The 23,867-nt window shown below is 67.0% G+C and carries 21 protein-coding genes; 12 read left to right on the forward strand and 9 right to left on the reverse strand.

Annotated elements, in window-relative coordinates:
• The first annotated feature begins 28 nt into the window (after positions 1-28).
• The 5 genes from IPI67_25285 to IPI67_25305 all read left to right on the forward strand — a co-directional run bounded on the left by IPI67_25285 (position 29) and on the right by IPI67_25305 (position 6,970).
• Positions 29-304 carry a DUF4398 domain-containing protein gene (locus tag IPI67_25285; protein MBK7583492.1) on the forward strand — a complete coding sequence of 92 codons (276 nt, stop codon included), beginning with the start codon at positions 29-31 and terminating at the stop codon, positions 302-304.
• The gene (locus IPI67_25290; protein MBK7583493.1) at positions 301-1,443 is read left to right on the forward strand and encodes an OmpA family protein; all 1,143 of its coding nucleotides are present in this window, start codon (positions 301-303) and stop codon (positions 1,441-1,443) included. The genes IPI67_25285 and IPI67_25290 overlap by 4 nt, the downstream gene beginning before the upstream one ends.
• Positions 1,444-1,552: 109 nt before the next feature.
• On the forward strand, positions 1,553-3,313 hold the full coding sequence (locus IPI67_25295; protein MBK7583494.1) for a hypothetical protein: 1,761 nt from the start codon (positions 1,553-1,555) through the stop codon (positions 3,311-3,313).
• A 28-nt stretch (positions 3,314-3,341) separates the two neighbouring features.
• Positions 3,342-5,198, forward strand: a complete 1,857-nt coding sequence (locus tag IPI67_25300; protein ID MBK7583495.1) for a long-chain fatty acid--CoA ligase — start codon at positions 3,342-3,344, stop codon at positions 5,196-5,198.
• A 29-nt stretch (positions 5,199-5,227) separates the two neighbouring features.
• Complete coding sequence (locus IPI67_25305) at positions 5,228-6,970, forward strand: hypothetical protein (protein ID MBK7583496.1); 1,743 nt, start codon at positions 5,228-5,230, stop codon at positions 6,968-6,970.
• A gap of 28 nt (positions 6,971-6,998) precedes the next feature.
• On the opposite strand, the gene IPI67_25310 is transcribed toward IPI67_25305, so the two are convergent.
• From IPI67_25310 to IPI67_25345, 8 genes are all read right to left on the reverse strand, one after another.
• Complete coding sequence (locus tag IPI67_25310; GenBank protein ID MBK7583497.1) at positions 6,999-7,493, reverse strand: DUF2085 domain-containing protein; 495 nt, start codon at positions 7,491-7,493, stop codon at positions 6,999-7,001.
• Between the two features lie 14 nt (positions 7,494-7,507).
• Positions 7,508-8,116, reverse strand: a complete 609-nt coding sequence (locus tag IPI67_25315) for a uracil-DNA glycosylase (GenBank protein MBK7583498.1) — start codon at positions 8,114-8,116, stop codon at positions 7,508-7,510.
• Between the two features lie 324 nt (positions 8,117-8,440).
• A complete protein-coding gene (gene trxB, locus IPI67_25320) occupies positions 8,441-9,406 on the reverse strand; it encodes a thioredoxin-disulfide reductase (protein ID MBK7583499.1) in 966 nt (321 codons plus the stop codon).
• A 159-nt stretch (positions 9,407-9,565) separates the two neighbouring features.
• On the reverse strand, positions 9,566-10,165 hold the full coding sequence (locus IPI67_25325; protein ID MBK7583500.1) for an AgmX/PglI C-terminal domain-containing protein: 600 nt from the start codon (positions 10,163-10,165) through the stop codon (positions 9,566-9,568).
• A 52-nt stretch (positions 10,166-10,217) separates the two neighbouring features.
• Positions 10,218-11,195 (reverse strand): 23S rRNA (cytidine(2498)-2'-O)-methyltransferase RlmM, encoded by a 978-nt coding sequence (rlmM, locus tag IPI67_25330; protein MBK7583501.1) that lies wholly within the window; start codon positions 11,193-11,195, stop codon positions 10,218-10,220.
• A gap of 67 nt (positions 11,196-11,262) precedes the next feature.
• A complete protein-coding gene (locus IPI67_25335; GenBank protein ID MBK7583502.1) occupies positions 11,263-12,804 on the reverse strand; it encodes an outer membrane protein transport protein in 1,542 nt (513 codons plus the stop codon).
• Complete coding sequence (locus IPI67_25340) at positions 12,801-14,444, reverse strand: hypothetical protein (protein ID MBK7583503.1); 1,644 nt, start codon at positions 14,442-14,444, stop codon at positions 12,801-12,803. Before IPI67_25340 ends, IPI67_25335 begins: the two co-directional genes overlap by 4 nt.
• A complete protein-coding gene (locus IPI67_25345; GenBank protein ID MBK7583504.1) occupies positions 14,444-15,220 on the reverse strand; it encodes a hypothetical protein in 777 nt (258 codons plus the stop codon). The genes IPI67_25340 and IPI67_25345 overlap by 1 nt, the downstream gene beginning before the upstream one ends.
• 450 nt (positions 15,221-15,670) lie before the next feature.
• On the opposite strand from IPI67_25345, the gene IPI67_25350 reads away from it, so the two are divergent.
• From IPI67_25350 to IPI67_25380, 7 genes are all read left to right on the forward strand, one after another.
• Entirely contained in the window at positions 15,671-17,590 is a 1,920-nt protein-coding gene (locus IPI67_25350) for a hypothetical protein (GenBank protein MBK7583505.1), read from the forward strand.
• A 438-nt stretch (positions 17,591-18,028) separates the two neighbouring features.
• Positions 18,029-18,847, forward strand: coding sequence for an alpha/beta fold hydrolase (locus IPI67_25355; protein ID MBK7583506.1), 819 nt, complete (start codon positions 18,029-18,031; stop codon positions 18,845-18,847).
• A gap of 31 nt (positions 18,848-18,878) precedes the next feature.
• A complete protein-coding gene (locus IPI67_25360; protein MBK7583507.1) occupies positions 18,879-20,507 on the forward strand; it encodes an acetolactate synthase in 1,629 nt (542 codons plus the stop codon).
• Positions 20,508-20,557: 50 nt separating this feature from the next.
• Positions 20,558-21,223, forward strand: coding sequence for a hypothetical protein (locus IPI67_25365; GenBank protein MBK7583508.1), 666 nt, complete (start codon positions 20,558-20,560; stop codon positions 21,221-21,223).
• A 237-nt stretch (positions 21,224-21,460) separates the two neighbouring features.
• Positions 21,461-21,763, forward strand: a complete 303-nt coding sequence (locus IPI67_25370) for an RNA-binding protein (GenBank protein MBK7583509.1) — start codon at positions 21,461-21,463, stop codon at positions 21,761-21,763.
• A complete protein-coding gene (locus IPI67_25375; GenBank protein MBK7583510.1) occupies positions 21,763-22,110 on the forward strand; it encodes a hypothetical protein in 348 nt (115 codons plus the stop codon). The genes IPI67_25370 and IPI67_25375 overlap by 1 nt, the downstream gene beginning before the upstream one ends.
• Positions 22,111-22,128: 18 nt before the next feature.
• Complete coding sequence (locus IPI67_25380; protein MBK7583511.1) at positions 22,129-22,335, forward strand: hypothetical protein; 207 nt, start codon at positions 22,129-22,131, stop codon at positions 22,333-22,335.
• A 116-nt stretch (positions 22,336-22,451) separates the two neighbouring features.
• Here IPI67_25380 and IPI67_25385 read toward each other — a convergent pair whose 3' ends face one another.
• Positions 22,452-23,834, reverse strand: coding sequence for a cystathionine beta-synthase (locus IPI67_25385; protein ID MBK7583512.1), 1,383 nt, complete (start codon positions 23,832-23,834; stop codon positions 22,452-22,454).
• Positions 23,835-23,867: the final 33 nt, after the last annotated feature.

Raw genomic sequence — 23,867 nt, forward strand, 5'->3', positions numbered from 1 at the left:
GGGGATCCTTCCCACCGCGCTCACGGTGATGGGGCTCGGCATCGCGCTCAGTGGCTGCGGACACACGCTCTACGTGTTCCAGGCCAACTCCGCTGCGAGTCGACTCGAAGAAGCGCGCGAGCTCGGCGCGGAGAAGCTCGCTCCGTACGAGTACTTCTACGCCAAGCAGCACCTCGAGAAGGCACAAGAAGAGGCGGCGTCCGCGGACTACAGCGACGCATCCAACCTCGCCGAGACTGCCGAAGAGTTCGCAGACAAAGCAATTCGCCTGTCGCGCGACGCACACCGAGGAGGTGGCCGGTGAACCGCTGGTTCCGCCGAGCATGGCTCGTTCTCGTCCCCGCACTCTTGTTCGCAGCGTGTGCACAGGGGCCGAAGTTGCGAGGCCAGATCGAAGGCCTCAGCCAGGTCGCAGAGCAGGCCGAGCGCAACGGCGCCGTGCGCTGCGCGCCGCGCGAGCTCGCGACGGCTCAAAGCCAGTTGAAGTTCGCGGCGATGGAGCTCGACCAAGGTTTCATCTCCAACGCCAAGCGCCACCTCTGGCTCGCCGAGCCGAACGCGCACGCCGCGGTGTTCCTCTCGCCGCCGCAGTACTGCGCCGAGCGCGGTTTCGTCGAGATGAAGGCGAAACCCAAGCCTGCGCCGGGTGACCGCGACGGTGATGGTTACCTCGATCCCGAGGACGCTTGCCCCGACGAGCCCGAGAATTTCAACGGTTTCAAGGATGAAGACGGCTGCCCGGACGATCCGGACACCGACGGCGACGGCATGCCGGACTCGATCGACGCCTGTGTGCTCGAGCCCGAGGACAAGGACGGCTATCTCGACGACGACGGCTGCCCCGACGTCGACAACGATCTCGACGGCATCCTCGACGCAAAGGACAAGTGCCCGATGGACCCGGAAGATCCGGACGGGTACGAAGACGAGGACGGCTGCCCGGATCTCGACAACGACAAGGACACGGTCCCGGATCTGAAGGACCAGTGCCCGAACGAGATCGGCTCGGCGACCCAAGAGCCGCTCGGCTGCCCCGCCAAACCGGCGCTCGTGGTCGTGACCGACTGCGAAGTGAAGATCACGCAGCAGATCCACTTCGAGTACAACAAGGCTGTCATCCGCAAAGAGAGCTTCCCGGTGCTGGACGCCGTCGTCGAGGTGCTCGGCAAGAACCCGGAAATCAAGATCGAGGTCCAGGGGCACACCGACAACCGCGGCAGCGCCAAGTACAACAAGAGCCTCAGCGACAAGCGTGCCGCGAGCGTGATGAAGTACCTGGTCTCTCACGGCACGACTGCGAGCCGACTCGACTCGCACGGATACGGCTTCGAGCGACCCCTCGTCCCCAACAACTCCGAGCAGAACATGGCGTTGAACCGCCGCGTTCAGTTCGTCCGCACCGAGGGCACGAAGGAAGGCTGTCCGAAGAGCAAGAACAACTGAGCGGCCGGGCTCCGCAGCGCCCCACCCCGGGGGATGCGGACGCGGGAGGGCCATCAACGGCTCGCGAGCTCCGAACGATCACCGAACACCTTACGGAGAGAAATATCCCGTGCATCGCCGACCGCTCATCAAGCTCCTTTCCGCCGCCGTCGTGGCCTTTGCCGCTGCGACCGCCTCTGCAGCTCCGCGCGACGCCGCGGCGACCAAGAAGATCGACGAGGCGATCAATACTCATTACCTCGCAACGGACTTCGACAAGGCCGAGGCCACACTCACGGGCACGATCAACGCCTGCGGGGACAAGTGCAGCGGGTCGGTCATTGCCAAGGCCTGGATGTACGTCGGCATCGTGCGCGGCAGCGGCAAGAACGACCTGAAAGGCGCGAAGGAGGCCTTCCAGAAGGCCATCGCGGCAGATTCGAAGGTTGCCCTGGACGACGCGTTGGCGACGCCGGAGACCAAGAAAGCCTTCGGCGAGGTGCAGGGCGGGGGCACCAGCGGGACCGGCGGCGAAGGCGGCGAAGGCGGCGAGGGCGGCGAGGGCGGCAAACCCGGCAAGAAGCCGACGGGCGAGGACGCCGTCGGTGAGATGGATTGTTCCCCGAAGGTCTCCGAGGTGCAGACCCGGCGTTCGATTCCCATTTCGTGCACGACGGAGGAAGAGGCCTCGAAGGCCGAGCTCAAATACAAGGAGTTCGGCGGCGAGCAGTGGAAGACCGTCAAGATGAGCAAGAAGGGCGACGCCTTCCAGGGCGAAATCCCCTGCTCCGCCACCCAGCTCGCCGGCACCCTGCGCTTCTACGTGCGCGCGCAGGACTCGTCCGGGGAGACCGTCGACACCCATGGCAACAAGAGTAAGCCGGTGGAGATCTCCGTCGTCCCGCAGACCGACCAGGACGCGCCGAGCTTCCCGGACAAGGACCCGCCGGCGCGCTGCGCAGAACAAGAAGAGTGTCCGCCGGATTTCCCCGGCTGCAAGAAGGGCGGCGGCGGAACCAAGGGCTGGGGCTCGAGCTGTGCGTCGACCGACGAGTGCCAGTCGGGCCTGTCCTGCAACAACGGCACCTGTGAACAAGGACAGACCTGCGACGTCGATGCGGACTGCCCGACCGGCGCCAAGTGCAGTGGCGGCAAGTGTGATGCGAGTGGGCCGAGTGGGCCCTTCAAGAAGAACTGGATGGGTTTCCACGCGGCCTACGATCTCGCCATCGTCGGTGGGGACGACGTGTGCTCGCAGAAGAGCCAGGACTCCGAAGGGTTTGCCTGCTTCTACAAAGGCACGGAGGACCAGTACCGCTTCGACCCACAGCCCGGCGTGGCCAACAAGATCAGCACCGGCATGGCCCCGGCCACCGCGCGTGTGATGCTCTCGTTCGACCGGGCGCTCGGCACCAACCTGACCCTCGGCGCGCGCGTCGGTTACGCCTTCAACGGCGGTCCCGCCGCTGGCAAGAACAAGGACGTGAAGTTCCTGCCGTATCACGCCGAGCTGCGGGTGCAGTACTGGCTCGGCGGCAAGGACGTGTTCGCAAAGAAGGGCCTGCGCCCGTACGTCGGCGCGGAGGGCGGTCTGGCTCAGATCGACGCCAAGCTCCCGGTCACGGTGCGCGACTGTGCGAACGGCTTGAAGACCGTCACGGATCAGGCTTTCTACAATGCGTGCAAAGCCGGGCAGCCGGGCTTCCAGGGCAAACCTCTCGACCTCGACGCCTTCAAGAAGCTCGGGCAGAGCTTCGTCGGCATCAACGGCGGCGCGATGTACGCGATGAGCCCCAACAGTGGCTTCCAGCTCAACATCAACATCATGTACATGCTGCCGACGACGGGGCAGGTCATCGAGCCAAGCCTTGGGTACGTGATGGGGCTGTGAGCCCCTCGGAGATGCCTGCGGCCCGAGCATGAAGCCGCGCCACCTGCAGGAGCTGCTGGAGAACCGCGCTGCCCAGAGCGGAGATGCGGTCGCGCTCCGCAGCAAGAGGTCGGGTCGTTACACGGGGGAGAGCTGGCGCGAGTGGCGTGACGCGAGTCGCGCCATTTCCCTGGCGCTGTGCGCGGGCGGCGTAGAGAGAGGAGAGCGGGTCGTGCTGCTGTCGAGCACACGGCAGGAGTGGGGCATCATCGACTTCGGCATCCTGGGCGCCGGTGCCGTGACCGTACCCATCTACCCGACCGCGACCAGCGAGCAGATCGGCGCCATCCTGGACAACAGCGGCGCACGCTGGGCCTTCGTGGAGACGGCCGCCCAGCTCGACGCGCTGAGGGCTGCCGGGCGGACCACCGGGCAGCTGAACGAGGTCATCGTGCTCGACCCGTCCGCAGCGCTGGAGCCAATGATGCGCGCGACCGGCGAGCCGATCGAGCTCCGTCGATACGTCGACCTGGTGCGCGACGGCACGACCCGCGCGGGGGATGCGACCTGCACCGCGGACCTCGACGCCCGTCGGACGGCCCTCGGCCCCGACGACCTGGCCACCATCGTCTACACCTCGGGGACGACAGGGGTGTCGCGGGGCGCCGAGCTCACCCACGGCGCGCTGCTCTACGAGGTCGAACAGCTGCTCGCGGCCATGCCCATCGGTCCGAGCGATGAGCAGCTGCTGTTCCTGCCGCTGGCTCACATCCTCGCTCGCATCGTGCTCTTCGGCGCGGTCGCCGCAGGCACCCGCACGGCCTTCGCCGAGGGCATGCATCAGGTGATCGACAATTTCATGGAGGTGCGCCCGACGTTTTTTACCTCCGTCCCCCGCTTGTTCGAGAAGGTCTTCTCCGTCGCCACGGAGAACGCCGGCGCCGAGGGGGCGGTGAAAGAGCGGCTGTGGCGCTGGGCGATCGGCATCGGACTGCAGACCTCCAGGATGAAACAGCGCGGCGATGCTCCTTCGGGGCTGCTCGCTGCTCGACAGCGTTATGCGGACAAGATCGCCCTCTCCAAGGTCCGAGAGCGCTTCGGGGGGCGCCTGCGCTTTGCCGTGAGTGGCGGCGCCCCGCTGTCGAAGGAGCTGGCGGAGTGGTTTCATGCCGTCGGCATTCTGGTGCTCGAGGGCTACGGCCTCACGGAGATGTGCGGCTGCACCCACGTCAACCGCTTCGACCGCTACCGCTTCGGCACGGTCGGCCTTGCACTCGACGGCGTCGAGACTCGCATCGAGAAGGACGGCGAGGTGCTCCTGCGTGGGCCCGGGTTGATGCGTGGTTTTCATGCACAACCCGAGTCGACGGCCGAGGTCGTCGACGCCGACGGCTGGCTGCACACAGGGGACATCGGCCGCATCGACGCCGACGGATTCCTCAGCATCATCGACCGGAAGAAGGATCTGATCGTGACGGCCGGTGGCTCGAACGTCGCACCACAGAATCTGGAGCGACTGCTCTGCCAGTCGCCGTTCATCAGCCAGGCCGTGGTCCTCGGGGACCGCGAGCGCTACCTGGTCGCGCTCTTGACACTCGACCTGAGCACCGTGAAGCGCTGGGCCGCGGATCACCGGCGCGGCACCGATCCCTCTGCGCTGGCGCGAGACGCCGAGCTGCGCGCGCTGATCCAGCTCGACGTGGACGACGTGAACCGGCGCCTGTCGCGCTTCGAACAAATCCGCAAGTTCACCGTCTTGGAACAAGAGCTCAGCGTCGTCAGCGGAGAGCTCACCGAGACCCTGAAACCTCGCCGCGACCGCATTCGTGAGCTCTACGCGAGCACGATTCGCGTGATGTACGACACCTCGGCGCCCTACCATCCCCCGCCGTCCGAGAGGCCGTAGGCGCGCGCCGCGCGACTGGACACCACGCGATGACACGCTCGCCTCGCCCCGAGCCGTTCGAGGCCCGCGCTCCGCTCACACGCTTCGTACGCGGGCACGAACACCCCCGCGGCGTGGTGTGGTTTGGCGTGCGCTCGTTCTGGGGGCATTTGCGCCATTTCGTTGCGAGCGCGATCGCCACCGAAGACATCGATTCGCGCGACTGGATGACCGCGGACCCGCCGTACACCCTGGCGGAACGCGCTGCCACCGCCCTCGGAGCCAGACCCGATGCGGCGCCGCTCGCGACCACCCTCGGCCGCGACGTGTGGATCGACTTCATTGCCGACACCGGGGACGACGTCAGCGTCAGCCGCAAGGTAGCCGAGCTCGTGTTTTCCACCTACGAGCTGCCGGATCCCGACCGACCGGGGGAGTACCTCGACAGCCCCCGCGGCGACGTACTGCTCTTCGGTGGCGATACTGCCTATCCGGTCGCCACCGCGACCGAGATCGCCAACCGGGTGTTGGTCCCGTTCAATCAGGTACTCGAGAAGGTGGACGACGACAAACCTCGCGTCCTCCTCGGCATCCCAGGAAACCACGACTGGTACGACGGGCTCGACGGTTTCGCGCGGCTGTTCCGGCGCCACGACGACGAGGACGACGCGCGCCCCAGTATTCTCGGCGTCTCGAAGCAGATGCTGGAGCACTACGCAGAGTGGGCGAAACAGTTCTTTCGCGGCGGTCGGGTCGAGAAGCCAAAATCGCTCGTGCTCAGAGGCTACACGGCGATCCAGGGCGCGAGTTTTTTCGTGCTGCCGCTCACGGAGAGTGTGCACCTCGTGGGTGTAGACCGCCAACTCCGGGATCTCGACGGGCGGCAGACGCGTTTCTTGACGGGCTGGCTCGCGAATCATCCCGAGGTCACGCCCTGGGTCGCGATGCCCGACCCGGTCTATCACTTTGGCTCCCCGAGCCGCACCGGCACCGCGATGATCCGAGCGCTGGGACTCGACACCGAGGCACGCCCGGCGTTCTTGCTCTCGGGGGACGTGCATCACTACGAGCGCTTCACGCGCGGGAAGGCGCTGCACGTCATCGCCGGCGGCGGCGGCGCTTTTCTGCATCCTGCGCCGAGCACGAGCCGTGGGCGAAAACGCCCTGACGTCGAGTGGCCTGACGCACGGCAGAGCGCCGCGCTCTTGAGGCAGGTGCCCTGGAAGGTCGCCGTCGGACGCTCCGGGTTCCTGCCGCACTGGGTCATGCTGGCGCTGTTTGCCCCGGCGTTCGGCCTGGGCATGGCAACCTTCAAGTGGGTCGGTTCACACCTCGCCGGACCGCTCGCCGTGGCGCTGGTCGGCACGCTGATCTACAGCCTCATCGGCGGGCTCCGTCAGCACGGCCCGCGAGTGCTCGGGCTGGCTTTCCTCGCGGCGTCAGTCACGGCCCTGCTCCCCTTTGGCGCCTTTCCCTTGATGCGCGAGCTACGCGAGCTGGTCGCGCTGCCGCAATCGCGCGCGTTGTTGGTCGGCGGGAGCTTGCTCCTGTCGAGCTTCGGCGGGGCATTTGTGTTCGGTTGTTATCTCGCGCTGCTCACTCGGCTCGGCTACGAGCACACCCAGGCCTTCACCGCGCTGGACCACCCCGGCTTCAAACACTTCTTGCGCTTGAGGGTCCGTGCTGACGGCAGCGCCATCGATCTCTGGTGCATCGGCCTCGCGGATCCGCTAGCAAGCGACGCGCGCCCGGTGCTGGTCGACGCGACCACATTTCGCACCGACTACGACTGACGGGCAGTCGTCGGGTGTCGTGGCAGAGTCACGCGTCCTCCGGCTGTCCGGCTGACGCCGCAGGAACCGGCTCACCTTCCGCGGCGTGCACCAGCGCAGCTCCGACCGGGTACGCCAAGAGCGCACCGGTGATGAAGCGCACCCAATCCGACGGCGGGCGCATGGCCAGATTCTCGGTCACGACGTCGAGGATCATCGCGAGCGCCGCGACGCCCACCCAGATCCGCAGTGGCCACACGTCGAGGCGCGGGCGCAAGACGAGCGCGCCGAGGCCGAGCCCCAGATAGATGCCGAAACAGCGGGTACACACCGGCATCGTGTGGCCGAAGATGGCGAAGGAACGACCGATCTCCCGATGACACTGGAACTCGAACCATGTCTCGAACAGCCGAGCCACGCGCCCGAGCACCGGCACATCGGCGACGACCGGAGTGGCTAGCGGCGCGATGCCAACCAGCAGCAAGAATGCGCGCACGAGGCGAGCCAACGTTTTGCCAGGCAGACGCTCCAACCAAGACAGCATGCCCTGCCCTCTCGTCAGGCACGCTTCGGCGGCAAAGAACGACCCATCTGCCGGAGCACCGCCTGAAGATCAGTCCACACCTCGCGCTTGGCGCTCGGTGTTCGGAGCAGGTACGCCGGGTGGAAGGTCGGCATCAGCGCGGTCTTCCCTTTGTAGAGCTTCCACTTGCCGCGCAGCCGCGTGATGCCCTCGGTGGTACCGAGCAGGCCCTGCACCGCGGTCGCGCCGAGCGCAACGATCACCTCGGGATTCAAGACCGCCATCTGGCGCTCCAGAAACGGCAGACACGCCGCCATCTCGCTGGGCTCGGGTTTACGGTTGTTCGGCGGTCGGCACTTCACGATGTTCGCGACGTAGACCTCGTCGCACGAGAAACCCATCGCCTCGATCATCTTGTCGAGCAGCTGGCCCGCCTTGCCCACGAACGGCAGCCCCTGTTCGTCCTCGTCGGCGCCCGGACCTTCGCCCACGAACATCAGCCCCGAGCCGCCGCTACCACGGGAGAACACCGTCTGCGTTCGGGTCGAGTGGAGCGGGCAGGCCACACACGCACGAACCTCGACCTGAATGACGTCGAGCTGACGCTGGCGCTCCACGGGATCGGTCACCGCCGGGCTGGGCAAGGTCCGAGAGGTAACCTCGGCGGTCCGGGACGCCGACTTCGGTTCGCCGCGGTGTGTGGGGTGGTCGCTAGCTGACGCCGCGCGCTCTGCACTCGGGCGCTCATCAGGCCGCGCACGTCGAGGCGAAGATTCGAGCTGAGCTACGGGGTCGTCGTTCGGCGCGTCGTCGCTCGCACCGCGTCGGCTCTGGGCAAGCTCGGCGCTCGCCGGCTCGAGCCCCGCGGCGCCGGTGATGCTCTGCCACTCCGCGTGCGCGCGAAGCGCCCGGGTGAGTGCCCGGAGCTCTTCCGCAGGGTCGTCGTCGAGCTCGGTCAAGCTCCTCCGTCAGTGGCCGTTGGCCTGCAACCAGCGCTCGGCATCGAGCGCCGCCATGCAACCCGTGCCGGCCGCGGTCACGGCCTGCCGATAGACCCAGTCGGCGCAGTCGCCGGAGGCAAAAACCCCGGGCACAGTGGTGCGGGTGCTGCCCGGCTCGACCTTCAGGTAACCATTATCGTGCAGCGCCAGCTGGCCTTTGAAGAGCTCGGTCATCGGCGTGTGCCCGATGGCCACGAACAAGGCTCCAACGTCGACGCTCCGGACATCGCCGCTCTTCAGGTCTTTGACCTTCAGTCCCGTCACCTTGTCCTGGGACACGTCGAGCACGTCCTCGACCACGTGGCTGTAGAGGATCTTGATCTTCGGGTTTTCGGCGACGCGATTCTGCATGGCCTTCGACGCGCGGAACTCGTCGCGACGGTGGATCAAGGTCACACTCTTGCACAGCCCCGCCAGGTAACTTGCCTCCTCCATCGCAGTGTCGCCTCCGCCAACGACGGCGACGTCCTGGTTGCGAAACAGTGCGCCGTCGCACACCGCGCAGGCGCTGACGCCCTTGTTCTTCAGCTTCTCTTCGTTCGGGAGGCCGATGTAGTTTGCGCGGGCGCCGGTCGCGATGATGACTGTCTTGGCCAGGTGCAGCTCGTTCTCGTCTTCGCCCACCCAGACCTTGAACGGGCGCGCGGAGAAATCGACCTTCTGCACGTCGACCGTGACGATCTCGGTGCCCTGGTGCTCGGCTTGTTCGCGGAACTTCGCCATCATCTCCTGACCGGTGACCCCGGTCGGGAAGCCCGGGTAGTTCTCGACGTCGGTCGTGAACATGAGCTGCCCCCCGGGGATGAGCCCTCCGGCGTTGAAGCCCTCGACACAGAACGGTTTCAGGTTGGCCCGCGCCGCGTAGATGGCGGCAGTGAGGCCGGCCGGACCGGAGCCGATGATCAGGACATTGTGCAGACGCGGTTCGCTCATGGGGTGTTGGTCCTAGCAAACCAACGGCCCGGCCCCAAGCCCGCCGCCGTCCGCGCGGGTTCGGTTCGCGTGGATGCGCGGAAATTGCCGCGAGTACGGCGCCGACATCCCGTACCCCGAGCCACCGCTGCTCCGGCCACGCCCGCGACCGTCGAGCCCTCACATCCCAGCGTCCGCCGGCTCGAACAGCAGCGGATACACCACACTGATCTTCCCCCCCTCCGGCGCCGGGTATTGAAGTCCCACGAACTCCCGAGCCACACACTCGGCCACCGCGGGGTCGGTGAGCTCACTATCTTTGACCTTCGCCTTCCTCACCCAGCCGTCGAGGTCGACCACGAAGTGGATCACGACACGACCGCGCAGGTCCGGTGTGCGCCCGAGACCGCGCTCGTAGCAGAGTCGAAAACAACGAGCCCGTGCGCGGATGGGTTTCATGATCACCATCGGCGGAATGTAGTTGGTGACCGGCGGCCCCGAGGCAATGCGCGGCACTGCAGAGGGTTCGGGCGGTGGCTCGGCTTGGTCGTTACAGCCCTCGAGCTTCGCCGACACTTCCCGCCCCGGCAGCGCATCCGGGGCGTCCGCGGGCGACACCTGCAGCTCGTCCGGCGGGATCTCGGGGTGGGGATGCAGGTGGATCGGCGGGTCTTCGTCCGGCGGCGCCACCTGCTCGGTGTCCTTGGCGCGGTGACATCCGGGGACGCCCGCCAGAGCTGCGAGCGCTGCAAGCGACGCGGACCGCGCGGAGAGACTCATGCGCCTACGGACACACCCGACCGGCTCGAGTTCCACGCAGCGCCATCTCGCTTCAGGCGTGGGCAAACAGCGTGATTTCATCCCGGTCGTGATAGAGCTGCCGCGTCTTCAGGTCCTTCCAACCCCCGCCCTGCACGATGCGGCAGGCCTCGGCGACCGCCGCCACCCGCTTTTTCATCGGCAGCTTGAGGTTCGACACCAGAAGCCGCGCCATGCCTTCACGACCCCAGCGCGCGAGCAGCTTGGCGACCTCCGCCGGTTTGTGCACCATGTCGCAGAACAACCAGTCCACCGGCTCGTCCGGGCGGTACTCGAAGGCGTTACCCGCCACGTATTTCAGGCGTCGATCCTTCGCGATGTTCGGCGCCATCTGCGCCCGATCGACAGCGATCACTCGCGTCTTGCGAGCGAGCAGTACGAACGTCCAGCCGCCGGGCGCCGCGCCAAGATCCACACACACCTCCCCGGGGCCAGGTCCGATCCCTGTCCAGAGCAGCGCCTCGAGCAGCTTGGCCGAAGCTCGCGACGGCGCACCCGGCGGCAGCTTCATGCGTGCACGCCCGCCCGGCCACGTCGACGCGGCCTCACTCACCGGCAGCGCACCAATGCACACCCGCTCACGGTCGAGCACCGCGAGCTGCACCAAGGGTTCGCCGGGTGCGAGCTGATCGGCTCGACGCTCGCTCGCCGCGACGGACCCGAGCCCCGCGCGTAGCTCTCGCCCGATGGCCTCGGCGAGGCCCGTGAGCTGATTGCCGCTGTCGGTGTCAGGAACCCAGAGATGCAGACCGAACGCGCCCGGCGCATCCGTCAGGAGGTGTTGCACTACCGGCAAGCACGCCGCGGCCGTGGCTGCTGTCTCGGCGAAGATCGGCAGGCCCTGGCGGCCAAAGGTGGGGTGTTTCTCCGCGGGCGGCTTGCCCCGCGCTAGCGCCGGTCCGAGCACACGACCGCCCCCGAGCTCTTCCGCGAGATCGTTCTCGAACCCCGCGCGGCAGGTCCACAGGTAGTCGTGCTTGGATGCCTTCACGTTCGTTGCACCGGGAAGCGCGGCGCCATGGGCGCCGACCGAAAGAGAGCGCGCCGCACCGACGAGCTCAGAACCGCGCAGTCGCACCCACGGACAGCACGTTGGCACTCTGAGAAAAGTGCCCGCCGTTGATGGGATACGGGGACCGAAACGGCGGAGTGCCCGCGGCATCTCCGCTCACGACCAAGAGCTTGCCGTTGCCACCGTTGTCGACGTCCGTGACGAAGACGTGCATGTACCCCACCTCGACGTCGACGAACGCGACTCGATAGGTTGCGCCCGCCGCGAGGCCAATGCGCTGGCTCGCCAAGAGCGCGACGTTTGCGTAGTCGTCGTTGTGAACGTCGGGCTCCCAGAAGCCACCGGCCCGCACCGCCAGCTGCCCTGGCAGGACTACGTAGTCGCCGCCGAGCCGGAGCCCGACGCTGTCCCTCTTCACCTTGAAGGTGACGTCGTTGTTCTGGGGGACCTGTCCCGGCGTGCCCTTCACGGGCACCACGGGTTTCGCCGGGAAGCGCAGCATCGCCCGGTCGTAGGCGCTGTTGCGCGTGTACGAGACGTCGAGCTCGACGTCGAACAGATCGTCGACGAGGGGATCCCGCACCAAGCTCGGCGTCTTGGCCGAGCCTCGCGGCATGTGAAAGCGTGCCCCGATGCGCGCCTCCATCGGGTTCGCGATGCGGAAGTGGCCGAGCCCCTTCTCGACATCAGCCGAATCCGAGACCACCGGGCTGTCGGACGTCCCGTTGTTGGTCCAGTAGTTCGCCTTCGTCGTCAGATCGCCATGGGCATCGAAGGCGTCTTGCACGAGCACGTTCAGCCCGACATCCAGCGCGCGCGTGGGCGAGTAGAGCGCACCGAAGGTCGCACCCGGAATGAACCAGTCCGCCACCGACAGCTCGGCTCGCACGTCGGAGGTCACCGGATCGCGCCAGCTTCCGTCCGGCTGACGCACGGGCGTCAGGCTCATGTTCGCGTTCGCGAGTTTGTAGTTGGCAAAACCCCAGACGAAACCGGCGCCAATGCGCAGACCCGGCATCACCTCCATGCCGGCGCCGAGTGTGGTGTTGAGCGCGAGTCCGCTCTGCTCGAGCAGCATGTAACGCCCAGGAGACGGCACGTTCTGCTTGGCGCCGAAGCTGTTGGTCACCTCTACGGTCTCGGGGAACTTCAGCGGGCCGTACAGGTTCGGCGGGGCAACCGAGAGACCGATCCCCAAGCTGTCGCTGGCGCGAAACACTCCGGCCAGCGCCGGCAAGGGTGTCGGGGTGCCCTTGTTGCTGTTGCACACCTTCGGGTAGTCGAGACCATTCGGAACATCGAGCTTCGAGCCGTCGCCCTTGCGTTCGAAACAAACCTTGTTGAAGACCAGGTGCACGTTGCCGAGCACTCCCGTGCGCTGCCCCGCCAGGCCGGCCGGGTTCTGGAAGGTCGCGAGCGGGTTGGTCGCGCGCGCAACCCAAGCCCCACCGCGCCCCAGCGGCTCGGTGCCCGTATCCGGAAAGTCCTGCGCATCGGTCGCGCTGGCAGACTTCGCGACGAAGAACGCCAGACACGCACTCGTGACCTGGATGCCCCGCCGAGCGGCCCGCAGCGCACGCCCGGTCATGCCTTGATCGGGCTCGCCTTCAACGCGGCCTTGCCGTCCTTGACGTAGACGCTGAAGTTCACGCGCGCAGCACCGTGCCTCTGAACCAGAGCGTCGCGGTTCTTCTTCAGGGTCTGCTCGAACTTCTCGTAGGTGAAACCTTCGATGTTCTCGCCGCACTGCTGCTTCAGCTCGACGAACTGCTGGTAGACACCCCGCCACTCGGCGGCCTCGCTGCCGCCGGCCGCGGCGGCGATCTCGATGTTCGACGGCATCGTCGACTCGAGCGCAGCTGGGTTCGAGGCCGGGGCGGCCGCTGCGGGCCTGGGCGGAGGCCCACCCGGCCGCGGCGGCGGTTTCGGCAGACGCGGCTGCGAGGCCTGAGAGGGCAGCACCTGCTCGGGTTCAACGCTCACGGGGTTCGAGCTCTGGACGCTGTCGCCGGGGAACGAGAACGCGCTCATCTGAGGCTCCGCCGGCAGATCGCCGAGGACCTGCTGCAAATCCGCCGCGCGCCGCGGGACGCCACCTTTGGCTGCGACCTTGTCGATACCGTCGTTCACGTCGGCGGCGATCTTGCGGTAGATGCCGCGGAACTTACTGGGTGCCAGCTGGTCCACCTCACCCTTTGCGAGCTTCACCGCTTCACGCCGAAAGATGCCGAGCGGCCGCGAGTGCTCGAACAGCGAAAAGATCAGCCCAAGGCCCATGGCGCCGAGCACGATGCCGGCGACGAGCGGAATGGGCACTTCCTTCTTGTCCTTGTCGTCGGCCTGCTTGAAGAACCCGAGCGGGCCGTTGACACGAGCGGGCAATCGGCCGACGGCGTAACCCGCCCCCAGCTCCCACGCCTCGCCGGGCAGCCGGGTGTACTGCACACCCAGGCCCATGCCACCGAGAGTGCGGATGCCGCTGCGCCCTTTCTCGTTGTAGTCCTCGTCGCTCTCGATGTTGGTCAGATCACTGACGATCTGATCGAGCTGCGCCTTGTCGAAACCCTCGGGCGCGCCAGCCGCCACCCGCTGGCCCCTGGTGTAAAAAGCCACCGCCGCACCGGTGCGGCTCGACAGCTCGCGGGCGAACTTGTCGTCGATGATGCGCGCGCCGACGATGGCGCCAGCCGGCATCGAGTTGGCGTCGACCTCCACGGGTCGGGTCACGATGCGGTAGATGCGATCGAGGACCAGGGTGTCGTCGCGGATGTAGCCGTGCAGCGCGTCGGCAACCACCGGGTAACCGCCGAGCTCGAAGTCCTCCATGCCCGCGGCCTGTTCGTAGCCGACGTGGGCCACGACACGCCCGTGTTGATCCACCGCAAACACGGCGTCGAAGGCGAACTCGGGCGGGATCTTCGCGTTGACGGCGCGCAGCGCGGCGCCGACTTTGTCCCGGGCTTCGTCCGGTACCTTGCCGTCTGAATCCCCGGATTTCTGCAGGTATTTCCCGATATCCGGCTCGAGCGCAAAGGTGATCAGCTGGGCCGACCGCTGGCGCGCATCGTTGCCGAGGTACCAGGAGACGACCTGCGCGTCCGCGCTCAGCGCCTCGCCCATGGCCCGGGCTCCGACGCGGTTGTACATGCCGGCGGCGAGAAACAGCACGAACGCCGCTACACCGAGCAAGAGCCCGATCACGACGTACCAGAAACGAGACAGCAGCATTACTTGCCCTTGTCCTTGGCTTCTTTGTCTTTGTCTTTGTCGTCGGTCTTCTTCTCGGGCTTCTTTTCCTCGGCGACCTTGAGCGCCTCTTTCAGGTCGATGTCGCCACCCTTCACCTCGACGGGGACTGCGGGCCCGACCTTCTTGCCGGCAAAGTAGGCCTGCACGGTGTATTTGCCGTCGGCGGTGACGGGCAGAGCGAACTCCCCCTTCAGGTTCGGGTAAGCGATGCCCGCGACGTTGGGCTCCGCGATGACCCACATGCGCAGGCTGGGCGCCGCCTCGTCGCGGATCTCGTACGAGCCGGGCGCGGAGGCCGTCCAATCGCGCCGCGCGCCCTTGATCGTGTCACCCGGCAGGAACGTCGAGACACCGACGCCGAAGAGGCGGTGTTTGAACGGGTCGGTGTTGTGAAACTGGAGCTGTTGGCCCGCCGGCACCACGATCGTCACCGGAGTGGTGCGCCCACCTCCGACCCGGATCAAGATCGCGGTCTTCTGCGGCGCTTGCTTGCTCTCGGCGAGCGCGACGATGCAGAGCTCCTTGGGGATGTGCGGGAACAGGTGACGAAATTCGGGCCGCACCGTCGGCACGATCTCGCGGAACGAGTAGCCGCGTTTCTTGGGATCGCGCGCTTCGTCCCACACTGGGTTCACGAGGCCGCGGAAACCCACGACCTTGCCTTTGACCTTGGCGGCCTCCGCAACCCCGGCCGCGCCGAGGAGGGAGAGACCGAGCGTGAGGGCGAGGGACGCCCGCCCGACTCTGGAAGTCATCGCGTCCGACGCTAGTCGAGCCCTCGGCCGGACGGAAGGGCTGGGAAAAGGCGAACGGGCCAGCGTTTCCGCCGGCCCGTTCATGGGTTCCTTACCGCTTGAGACGTGAGTTTGGTTGCGTAGCCCGAACCCCTAGCAAAGCGCTAGGTGGGACACTCGTCTGGATTTCTGGCTTCCCGGTGAAAAGGTCCGGGCTTGCACTCCACCCGAGAATTCGTGTTCCGGGTTCGTATGCTTGTCAGGAGTTCGTTACTGCGCTCCTCTCGTGCTCGGCAGAGGGAACCTCGACTCAGGGTATTTCTCGGCACGCACTCCGTCAACCGCTGATCCTGCAGTTTTTCCGGGGAAATTCTTCAAATTCCTGCCTGAACTCGCTTGACTTCCGGCGCGCCCGGACAGGTCCGCGCCGGAAACTGGGCCGAACACCGGCGGATGGGTCATGCCTGCCCCATGACGTGGGCGACCGTGACCAATGACCAGCCGAGCGTCGACCGAGGCGAGGTGCGCTTCGTCGACGGCGCGGAGCGCGCCGAGCTCGAAGCCGGTGCCACCACCGTGGGCCTCTTGCTAGTTCCCATCGAGCCTCCGCGACCGGCGCTGCGGGGCCGCCTGGCCCTCTTGATCGAGTCGGCGGTCGAGGAACAGCTGGAGCGCCGCGGGGCACCGCCACCCGGCGTGGGGGCATCGAGCGATCTGGATGCTTCCCTCAGCGACCAGCTGTACCGCGCGCGCCTGGTGGGCAGCCGTGGGCTCGCGATTTCTCTGCACACGCTCGAGGGCATCGCCAACCTCGCGGGCTCGATCGACGCCGAGGACAGCGCAGTGCTGCGCTGGTGGGTCGCCGCGGCGAGGGAACGCCCCATCCACCTCTATCTGGCCACGAGTGATCGATCGATCGGCGTCTACGACGAGCCCGTCTCCCTCGCGTCGCTGCTCGGCAGCGCGCCCTCGCGGGCGTGCTCGGGTCAGTCGCCCAACCTTGCGCCCGAGGTCGCCGACAGCGCGGCGGCAATGGAGCTGTCGGAGCTACCGCCGTCGGTGGCGGAAATCGCCGCCCGGATCGTGGTGCGCGAGGAGCGCGAGCCCACACCCTCGCCGACGCCGGTGACGTGTGAGCCGATCAACGACGCCGACGCCTTGATGCAGGCGATGGCCGCCATCTTCGCGGACGACGACACACCGTCCGACGCTCCGCCGGTGGTCACGGACGAGCCCCCCGAGGTGGTGAGTACCGAGCAGTCGGCGCATGCGCCGCCCGTGGCAACGCACGCACCCGACCCGCTGCGGGAGCTCGCTGCGGCCTTTGCCGAGGTGCTCGAGCCGGAGGCGACCTCGGACGAAGAGTCGAGTGTGTTGACCCCGCCGCCCGTCGACGCCTTCTGCGAACCCGCACCGGGAGTCGTCGAGGCTGAGTGCGCGGCCATCGAGCCCGAGCCAACGAGTGTGGAGCCCGAGACGCAGGTGCTCTCGGCCAAGGTCGCCGAGCCGGCGCCGGTTCCTCAGCCCAAGAAGTCCAACCCGCCCCTCGACCCGAATGCCGCGGTGGAGTGGCGTCGCTGGGTTCACGAGCTCGAGAGCACGCGCGGACCCAAACCGTTGGCGGTGGTCGAGCGCACGTTCGTCTCCGCCTTCGTGCCGTTGACCGACGCCCTCGCTCGGGGAGTTGCGGGGCCCGAAGCGGCGCCGGTCGCCGACGCCTGGGCGAGCGCCTTCGAGAAGAGCTACAGCGAGGCCTTCGACGCGCTGCGCGTCCGCGGCAAGCGACCCACCATGGTGCTCGATGTACCGGATCTAGCGCTGCGCATCGGCCGCCTGCATGGCGCGCGCTCGGCGCAGCTCATCCTGGTCGACGGCATGCGTTTCGATCTGGGGATGCGCATCAACGAGCGGCTGCGCCCGCTGCTCGGTCAACGCGCGGCGCTCACCGAGCGACTGCTGCTCTGGTCGGCGCTGCCGTCCACGACCGCGATGCAGCTCGAGCTGATCGGGCGCGGTCCACAGGGACTGAAGGAGCTCACCGAGCAGACCGACAGCGAGATCCCCGTCGCGCGAGGGCGAGCGGCGGCCACCCTGCGCCGGGTGCGTGCGGGGCAGCGCGAGGTGCTCAAGCTCGATCTGGTCGAGAGCGCGGTCAGCGTGCCCGGAGGACCACTGGCGGAGCGACTGGACGACCTGGCGGACGAGGTCGCAGAGGCCCTGGCGGGTCATCTCCTGAAGCTGCCGCCCCGCACGTTGGTGCTGGTCTTCGGCGACCACGGCTTCACGCTGGATCCAGTTGGTGGCGGCACCAGCGCGGCCCGCTCCGGCGGCGCTTCGCCGGAAGAAGTGCTCGTACCTGCATACGCGTGGCTCGTCGGCGCGGTGCACTGAGTCGGTGGGCCTTCGCCTCAGTCTCCGCGGCGCGCACCACGCTCGTTGGAGACGCGCTCCGAATTCAGAAATTTCACAGGAAGACGGAAGACGAGAGATTTGAATTGGAGCGGAGCAGAGCAAGACGCCTCCCTCTGAATCTCGGCCCTTCCGTCTTCCTGTGAATCTCTCCGAATGAGCCCCACGGCTGCGTGCGCGCCGGTGGGGTCAGCGCGGGGCGAAATCGAGGAATCAGAAATTTCACAGGAAGACGGAAGACGAGAGATTTGAATTTCAGCGGACCTTGCACCGATCACTCTGCCCCTCTGAATCCTCTGAATCTCGGCCCTTCCGTCTTCCTGTGAATCTCTCCGATTGGGCCCGCTGACGGCCAGGGGCGCGCGCCTGGGCCAGCCCGCGGCTTGCGGCCGCGCGCCGGATCGCCGATGCCTCCGCCCGATGCCCATCTTGAAGCTCGACGACACCGAGCTCAGCTACCTCGATACCGGCCCCGTTCCCGCTGGCGACACGCTGGTGTTCAGCCACGGGCTCTTGATGAACCGCGAGCTGTTTGCGGCACAGATTGCCGCCTTGCGCGGGAGACACCGCTGCGTGGCCTACGACCACCGCGGGCAAGGCGCGAGCGCCCCTAGCAACCTGCGCTCCATCGACATGGGCACACTCACGGGTGACGCCGCGCAGCTGATCGAAAAACTCGAGCTCGGCAAGGTCCACTTCATCGGCTTGAGCATGGGTGGGTTCGTCGGCTTGCGCCTCGCGGCACGCCGCCCAGAGCTGGTGAAGACGTTGATGCTGCTCGATACCAGCGCCGGTCCGGAGCCCGCCGAGAACATCCCCAAGTTCACCGCGATGAACCTCACGGCCCGTTTTCTGGGGTCGGCGTTGCTGGTGGACCGCATCTTGCCGATCATGTTCGGCAAGACCTTCCTGGAAGACCCCGCGAAGGCGGACGTCCGTCGCCAATGGCGCGACCACCTGTCCAAGCTGCCCAGGTCGCTCTGGCGTGCCGTCAACGGCGTGCTCGAGCGCGACAGCGTCGAGCCGGAGCTCGCTCAGATCCGCTGCCCGACGCTGATCCTGGTGGGTGACGAGGACGTCGCGACACCCCCGCCCAAGTCCGAGCGCATCCAGAGCGGCATCGCCGGCTCGAAGCTGGTGGTCATTCCACGCGCGGGACACTCCTCCAGCATCGAGCAGCCGGAGGCCGTGACGCGGGAGATTTCCGCGTTCTTGGCGGACGCTGCCGCCCGCGCATGACGGCAGCCCGCGAGCGGTGTAATCCGGGCTCATGACCATGGTCCACGGCGGGCGCCTCGTCGCCCAGGCGCTCAAGAAGCACGGCATCGATCACGTCTTCACGCTCTGCGGCGGACACATCCAGGCCATCTACGATGGCTGCTTGGACGAGGGCATCCGCGTCGTCGATACCCGTCACGAGCAGACCTCCGGGCACGCCGCAGACGGCTACGCCCGCGTGACGGGCAAACCCGGCGTGTGTCTGGTGACGGCGGGCCCGGGCATCACCGACGTCGTGACCGCGGTGGCGAACGCTCAGCGCGCGGGCGTCCCGCTGATCTGCATCGGCGGCGCCGGGCCGAAGACGCTGTGCGACATGGGCTCGTTGCAGGACATGGACTCGGTCACCTTGATGCGCCCCATCTCGAAGTGGAGCGTGCAGGTCCCGGAGATCCGGCGGGTGAAGGAGTACATGGACAGCGCGTTCCGCATCGCGCAGTCGAACCTGCCCGGGCCGGTCTACCTGGAGATGCCCCTCGACCTCTTGATGAACTGGCACGAGGACGAGGAGCCGCTGACCGGACCGATGCCGCCGCCGCGAGCGAGCGGTGATCCCGAGAGCATCGAGCGCGCGGTCGCGATCTTGAAACAGGCCGAGCGCCCCAGCTTCGTCATTGGCGCCCAGCTGCGTTGGTCGAAGGACCGCGAGATCGTCCAGCGCTTCGCCGACAAAGTCCGAGCCCCGTTCTTCCTGAACGGCATGGCCCGCGGCGCCTTGCCCTTCGCTCACGAGTGCCTGTTCACCCGCTCGCGCAAACAAGCGCTCGCGGAGAGCGACGCCATCTTCGTGTTCGGCACCCCCTTCGATTTCCGCGTCGACTACGGGCGCCCGGGGACCTGGAACGAAAAAGCCAAGATCGTCCAGGTCGATCTGGACGGCTCCGAGCTCGGGCGAAACCGCTCGATCGACGTGGGCATCCACGGCGACAGCGGCCTCGTGCTCCAGCAGCTGCTCACCGGCATTGGCTCGAAAGAGGCGCCTGCGTGGCTCTCGACGCTGCGCGAGGCCGAGACCAAGCGCCGCGGCAAGATGAAGGCGGAGATCGAGAGCGACGGCAGCCCGCCGAACCCGTTGCGAGTCTGCCACGAGGTTGGCAAGCGCCTCGGCAAGAGCGACATCGTGATCGGTGATGGCGGCGACTTCGTTGCCACCGCCGCCTACGTCATCCCGCTCGAGTGGCCGCAGCTGTGGATGGACCCGGGCCCGCTCGGCACTCTGGGCATTGGCCCCGGTTACGCGATGGCGGCCGCCCTCGCGCGCCCCGACGCGCGCACCGTAATAATGTACGGCGACGGTTCTTTCGGCCTGAACGGCATGGAGTTCGAGGCCATGGCGCGGCAGAAACTGCCGGTGGTGGCGGTGATTGGCAACGACGCGTCGTGGACACAGATCCGACGCGGCCAGGTGATGATGTACGGCGAGGAGCGCGCCATCGCGACCAAGCTCGACTACACGCGTTACGACAAGGTGGTCGAGGCCTTGGGTGGCAAGGGGTACTGGGTCGAGCGCACCGAGGACCTGGGTCCGGCCCTCGACGCGGCGTTCGCCGCGGGTGTGCCGGCTTGTGTGAACGTGAAGATCGCGTCCAGCGATTTCCGCAAGGACGCGATCAGCGTTTGAAACGTCGCGCCCCCGAGCTCCGCGTTCTTCTGGCAGGTAGCATCGTCTGCATGCTGTCGTGCTCGTCCGGCGAGGGCACGACTGGCGGAGGGGGGAGCGGCGGCCAGCCCGGCTGCTGGGACGTCGCCAGCGAGTGTCCGGGCACTCCGCCCTACACCGGAGCCCACTGCGACGTCTCGGACACCTGCAGCTACCCCGCCAGCCCCTACGAATTCAGCTGTATCGCCGGTCGCTGGGGCGCGAACTGTGTCGGCGCCGGTGGCGGCTCGAGCTGTGTGCCCCCGCTCGGTGAGAGCTGCGCCGAGCCGAGCTCCACCCCCATCGCGGGCGCGGCGCTCGAAATCGCGAACGGTGACCCAGCCTCCGACTTCGTGCCGCTCGCGGACGGGGCGCCGATCGATGTGATCTGGGGTGGCCAAGGCTTGCCGATGGTCTCGTTTCGCGTGCGCGTGTCGGGACAAGGCGCCCCGGACTGCGCACTGCTCTCCCACAAGCTGTCCATCGGTGGGCATGCAGGCGCGGAGTACAAACTGCCGCTCCGCTTGCACTGCGGCGAGTCACTGATCGTCTATTCGATCCTTCCGCTCGACCAGGCCTGCGCGAATCCGCCGGTCTCGAACGAGGTGACACTCGAGTTGGGTGCGCTTGGCTCAAAGCAGACCTTCAACCTGACCTGGACCGATGCGGCGTGCCCCAAGGGTGGCGGATTCGGCTGAAATTACGCCTCTTCTTGCGTGTTAGGCGGTTAGGCACTAGGTTCCGCCGCGTCACAGCGTTTTCGGACCCCGCCTGGCTGCCTCTCCCACGAGATCGCGGAAAGTCGATTCCCCGACAGCGATCCTGTGGGTTGGCAGCACTCGCTGCCTCCGGCTCGCCAGGCTGCGACTCTCTGGTGTGTCGGCCTGGATGCGACATCCCCGCATCAAGAGTCGTGATTCGAGAGAAGTAAGCAAATGAACAACCGACTGTACGTAGGCAACCTGGCGTTTCACACCACCGAAGACGTGCTCCAGAACGTGTTCGCGAAAATCGGCTCCGTCACCGAGGCCAAGCTGGTCATCGACCGCGAGACCGGGCGTTCGCGTGGTTTTGGCTTCGTCACGATGGGATCGCCGGACGATGCCCAGCGCGCAATCTCCGAGCTCAACGGTGCCGACCTCGACGGTCGCGCGCTGAAGGTCAACGAGGCCGAAGAGCGTCGCCCCAAGACGGGTGGCGGCGGTGGCGGCGGTGGCGGACGCTGGGGCCGCTCCTGATGTCCGAGCTCCGCGATCGCGGCGGTGCGGCTAGCGTCGCGCCGCCGCCCGCGGGCAACGGCAGCTCGATGGCTTCCAGAACGCGGCTGCGCGCCGCGCTCGACCGAGAGGTGGAGGCCATCGGGCAAGCTTGGGCGCAAGCCAAGATGGAAGCGCTCAGAAACGAAGGGCGACCCATTGCCGGGGGTTGGCCCGGCACGATGAGTGAGGCGCGGGCCCGTGTCAGCGTCTGTGCACGCTCGGCGTCGCGGAGCGCCGAGGCTGATCTCGAAACTCTAGCGCGGCGTGCCTACGTCGTGGCAAAGGCAACGTGGCTGTCCCGTACGGCCCCCGACGCCGACGAGTGAACCAAACGGAGAACGGAAATGGCAGGTAACCCTAGCGTCAAGAAGCGACAGAAAGAGCTGGCTCGACAGGAGCGTCAGCGCGACAAGGCCGAGCGCCGCGAGCAACGCAAGAGCGAGAAAGAGGACCAGAAGCCTGCTGTCGATCCGGGTGAAGACCCCGATCTTGCCGGCATCGTTCCCGGCCCGCAGCCGCTACCCGCGGAAGACGCAGAAGCAGAAGCTTGAGACCATCGGCCGCGCGCTCACGACAAAGCGCGCGGGCGAAGGCCGGAGCCATTGCCAATGCTGTGAACCGGGACCTCCGTCCCGAGCGTTGGCGAGAGCGGCGACCCTGCCGAGCTTCAGGCTCGGGTGCTCGGACGCGCCGGTCCGAGCTTGGCGCGGGACGCCAGGTAGTCGATGAGATCCATCTTGGTGAGCAGCGCCTGAACCCGCCGGTCCGCGTCGACCACCAGAGCGACCTCACCACGCTCGAAGATCTGCGGCAGCGCGCCCGCGCCGTCGTGCGGCGCCACGGTCGAGATCTTGCGCACCATGACCTCCGCGACTGGGGTGCTGCGATCCTTGCCCTGGACCAGTAGCCCGAGCACGTCGGTCTCGGTGATGATACCGGAGAGCGTCCCCTGACTGGTGCAGGGCAACTGGCTGATCCCGTGGGTCTTCAACATCTCGACGGCGTCCGCCAGGGTCTTGTCGTCCTCGATGCAGATGACCTGTTTGGGCGGCAGCGCACGCACGACGTCGCCGATTGCGCCCATCTCCCAGTCCTGGTCCACGAACCCGTGCTGTCGCATCCAGGCGTCGTCGACGAACTTGGACAGGTAGTTCCGGATCGAGTCCGGCAACAACGTGACGATCCGCGCGCCCTTGGCGAAGTCCTTGGCTATTTGCATCGCGGCCCAGACCGCGGCTCCGCTCGACCCGCCCACCAGCAGCCCCTCCTGGCGAATGAGCTGTCGCGCGGTCCGGAAGCTGTCCCGGTCGTTGCTCTTGACCCAGCGGTCGACCAACTTGGTGTCGAGCACGTCGGGAATGAAGTCGTAACCAATGCCTTCGACCTTGTAGCTTCGGATCTCGCCGGGGCCCGCCAAGATGGAACCTTCGGGGTCGACCCCAACCACCTGACAGCCGGGTACCTCGCGCTTCACCGCTCTCGCGATGCCGCTGATGGTTCCACCGGTGCCGGCAGTGAGCACCACCGCGTCGAGCTTGCCCCCACACTGATCGATGATCTCACGCGCGGTGCCCAGCTCGTGCGCCAGCGGGTTATCCGGGTTGCCGTACTGATCGAGGATGTGCGAGCTCGGGATCACCTCCTTCAAGCGCTTGGCGACCCCAATATGGGAGTCCGGGGCGTCCCACGCCGCCTCGGTGGGCGTGCGGATGATCTCGGCGCCCAGTGCCTCGAGCACCACCTGCTTCTCGCGACTCATCTTCTCCGGCATCGTGATGATCATGCGGTAGCCCCTGACCGCCGCCGCCATGGCCAGGCCGATGCCGGTGTTACCGCTCGTCGGCTCGATCAGGGTGTCGCCAGGCTTGATGCGTCCGGCCTTCTCGGCCTCGAGCAGCATCCGCACACCGATGCGGTCCTTGACGGAGCCCCCGGGGTTCATGAACTCGAGCTTTCCCAGGAGCTCACACGGCAAATCACGGCCAATGCGCGAGAGCCGTACCATGGGCGTCCCGCCCACTGCGTCCAGAACCGAGTCAGAGATGGGCATGAGCGCGTAACTGTCCCCGCGCTGCCGCCGCGT

Source organism: Myxococcales bacterium (assembly GCA_016706225.1).
In the GTDB taxonomy this organism is placed as follows: Bacteria; Myxococcota_A; Polyangia; order Polyangiales; family Polyangiaceae; genus JADJKB01.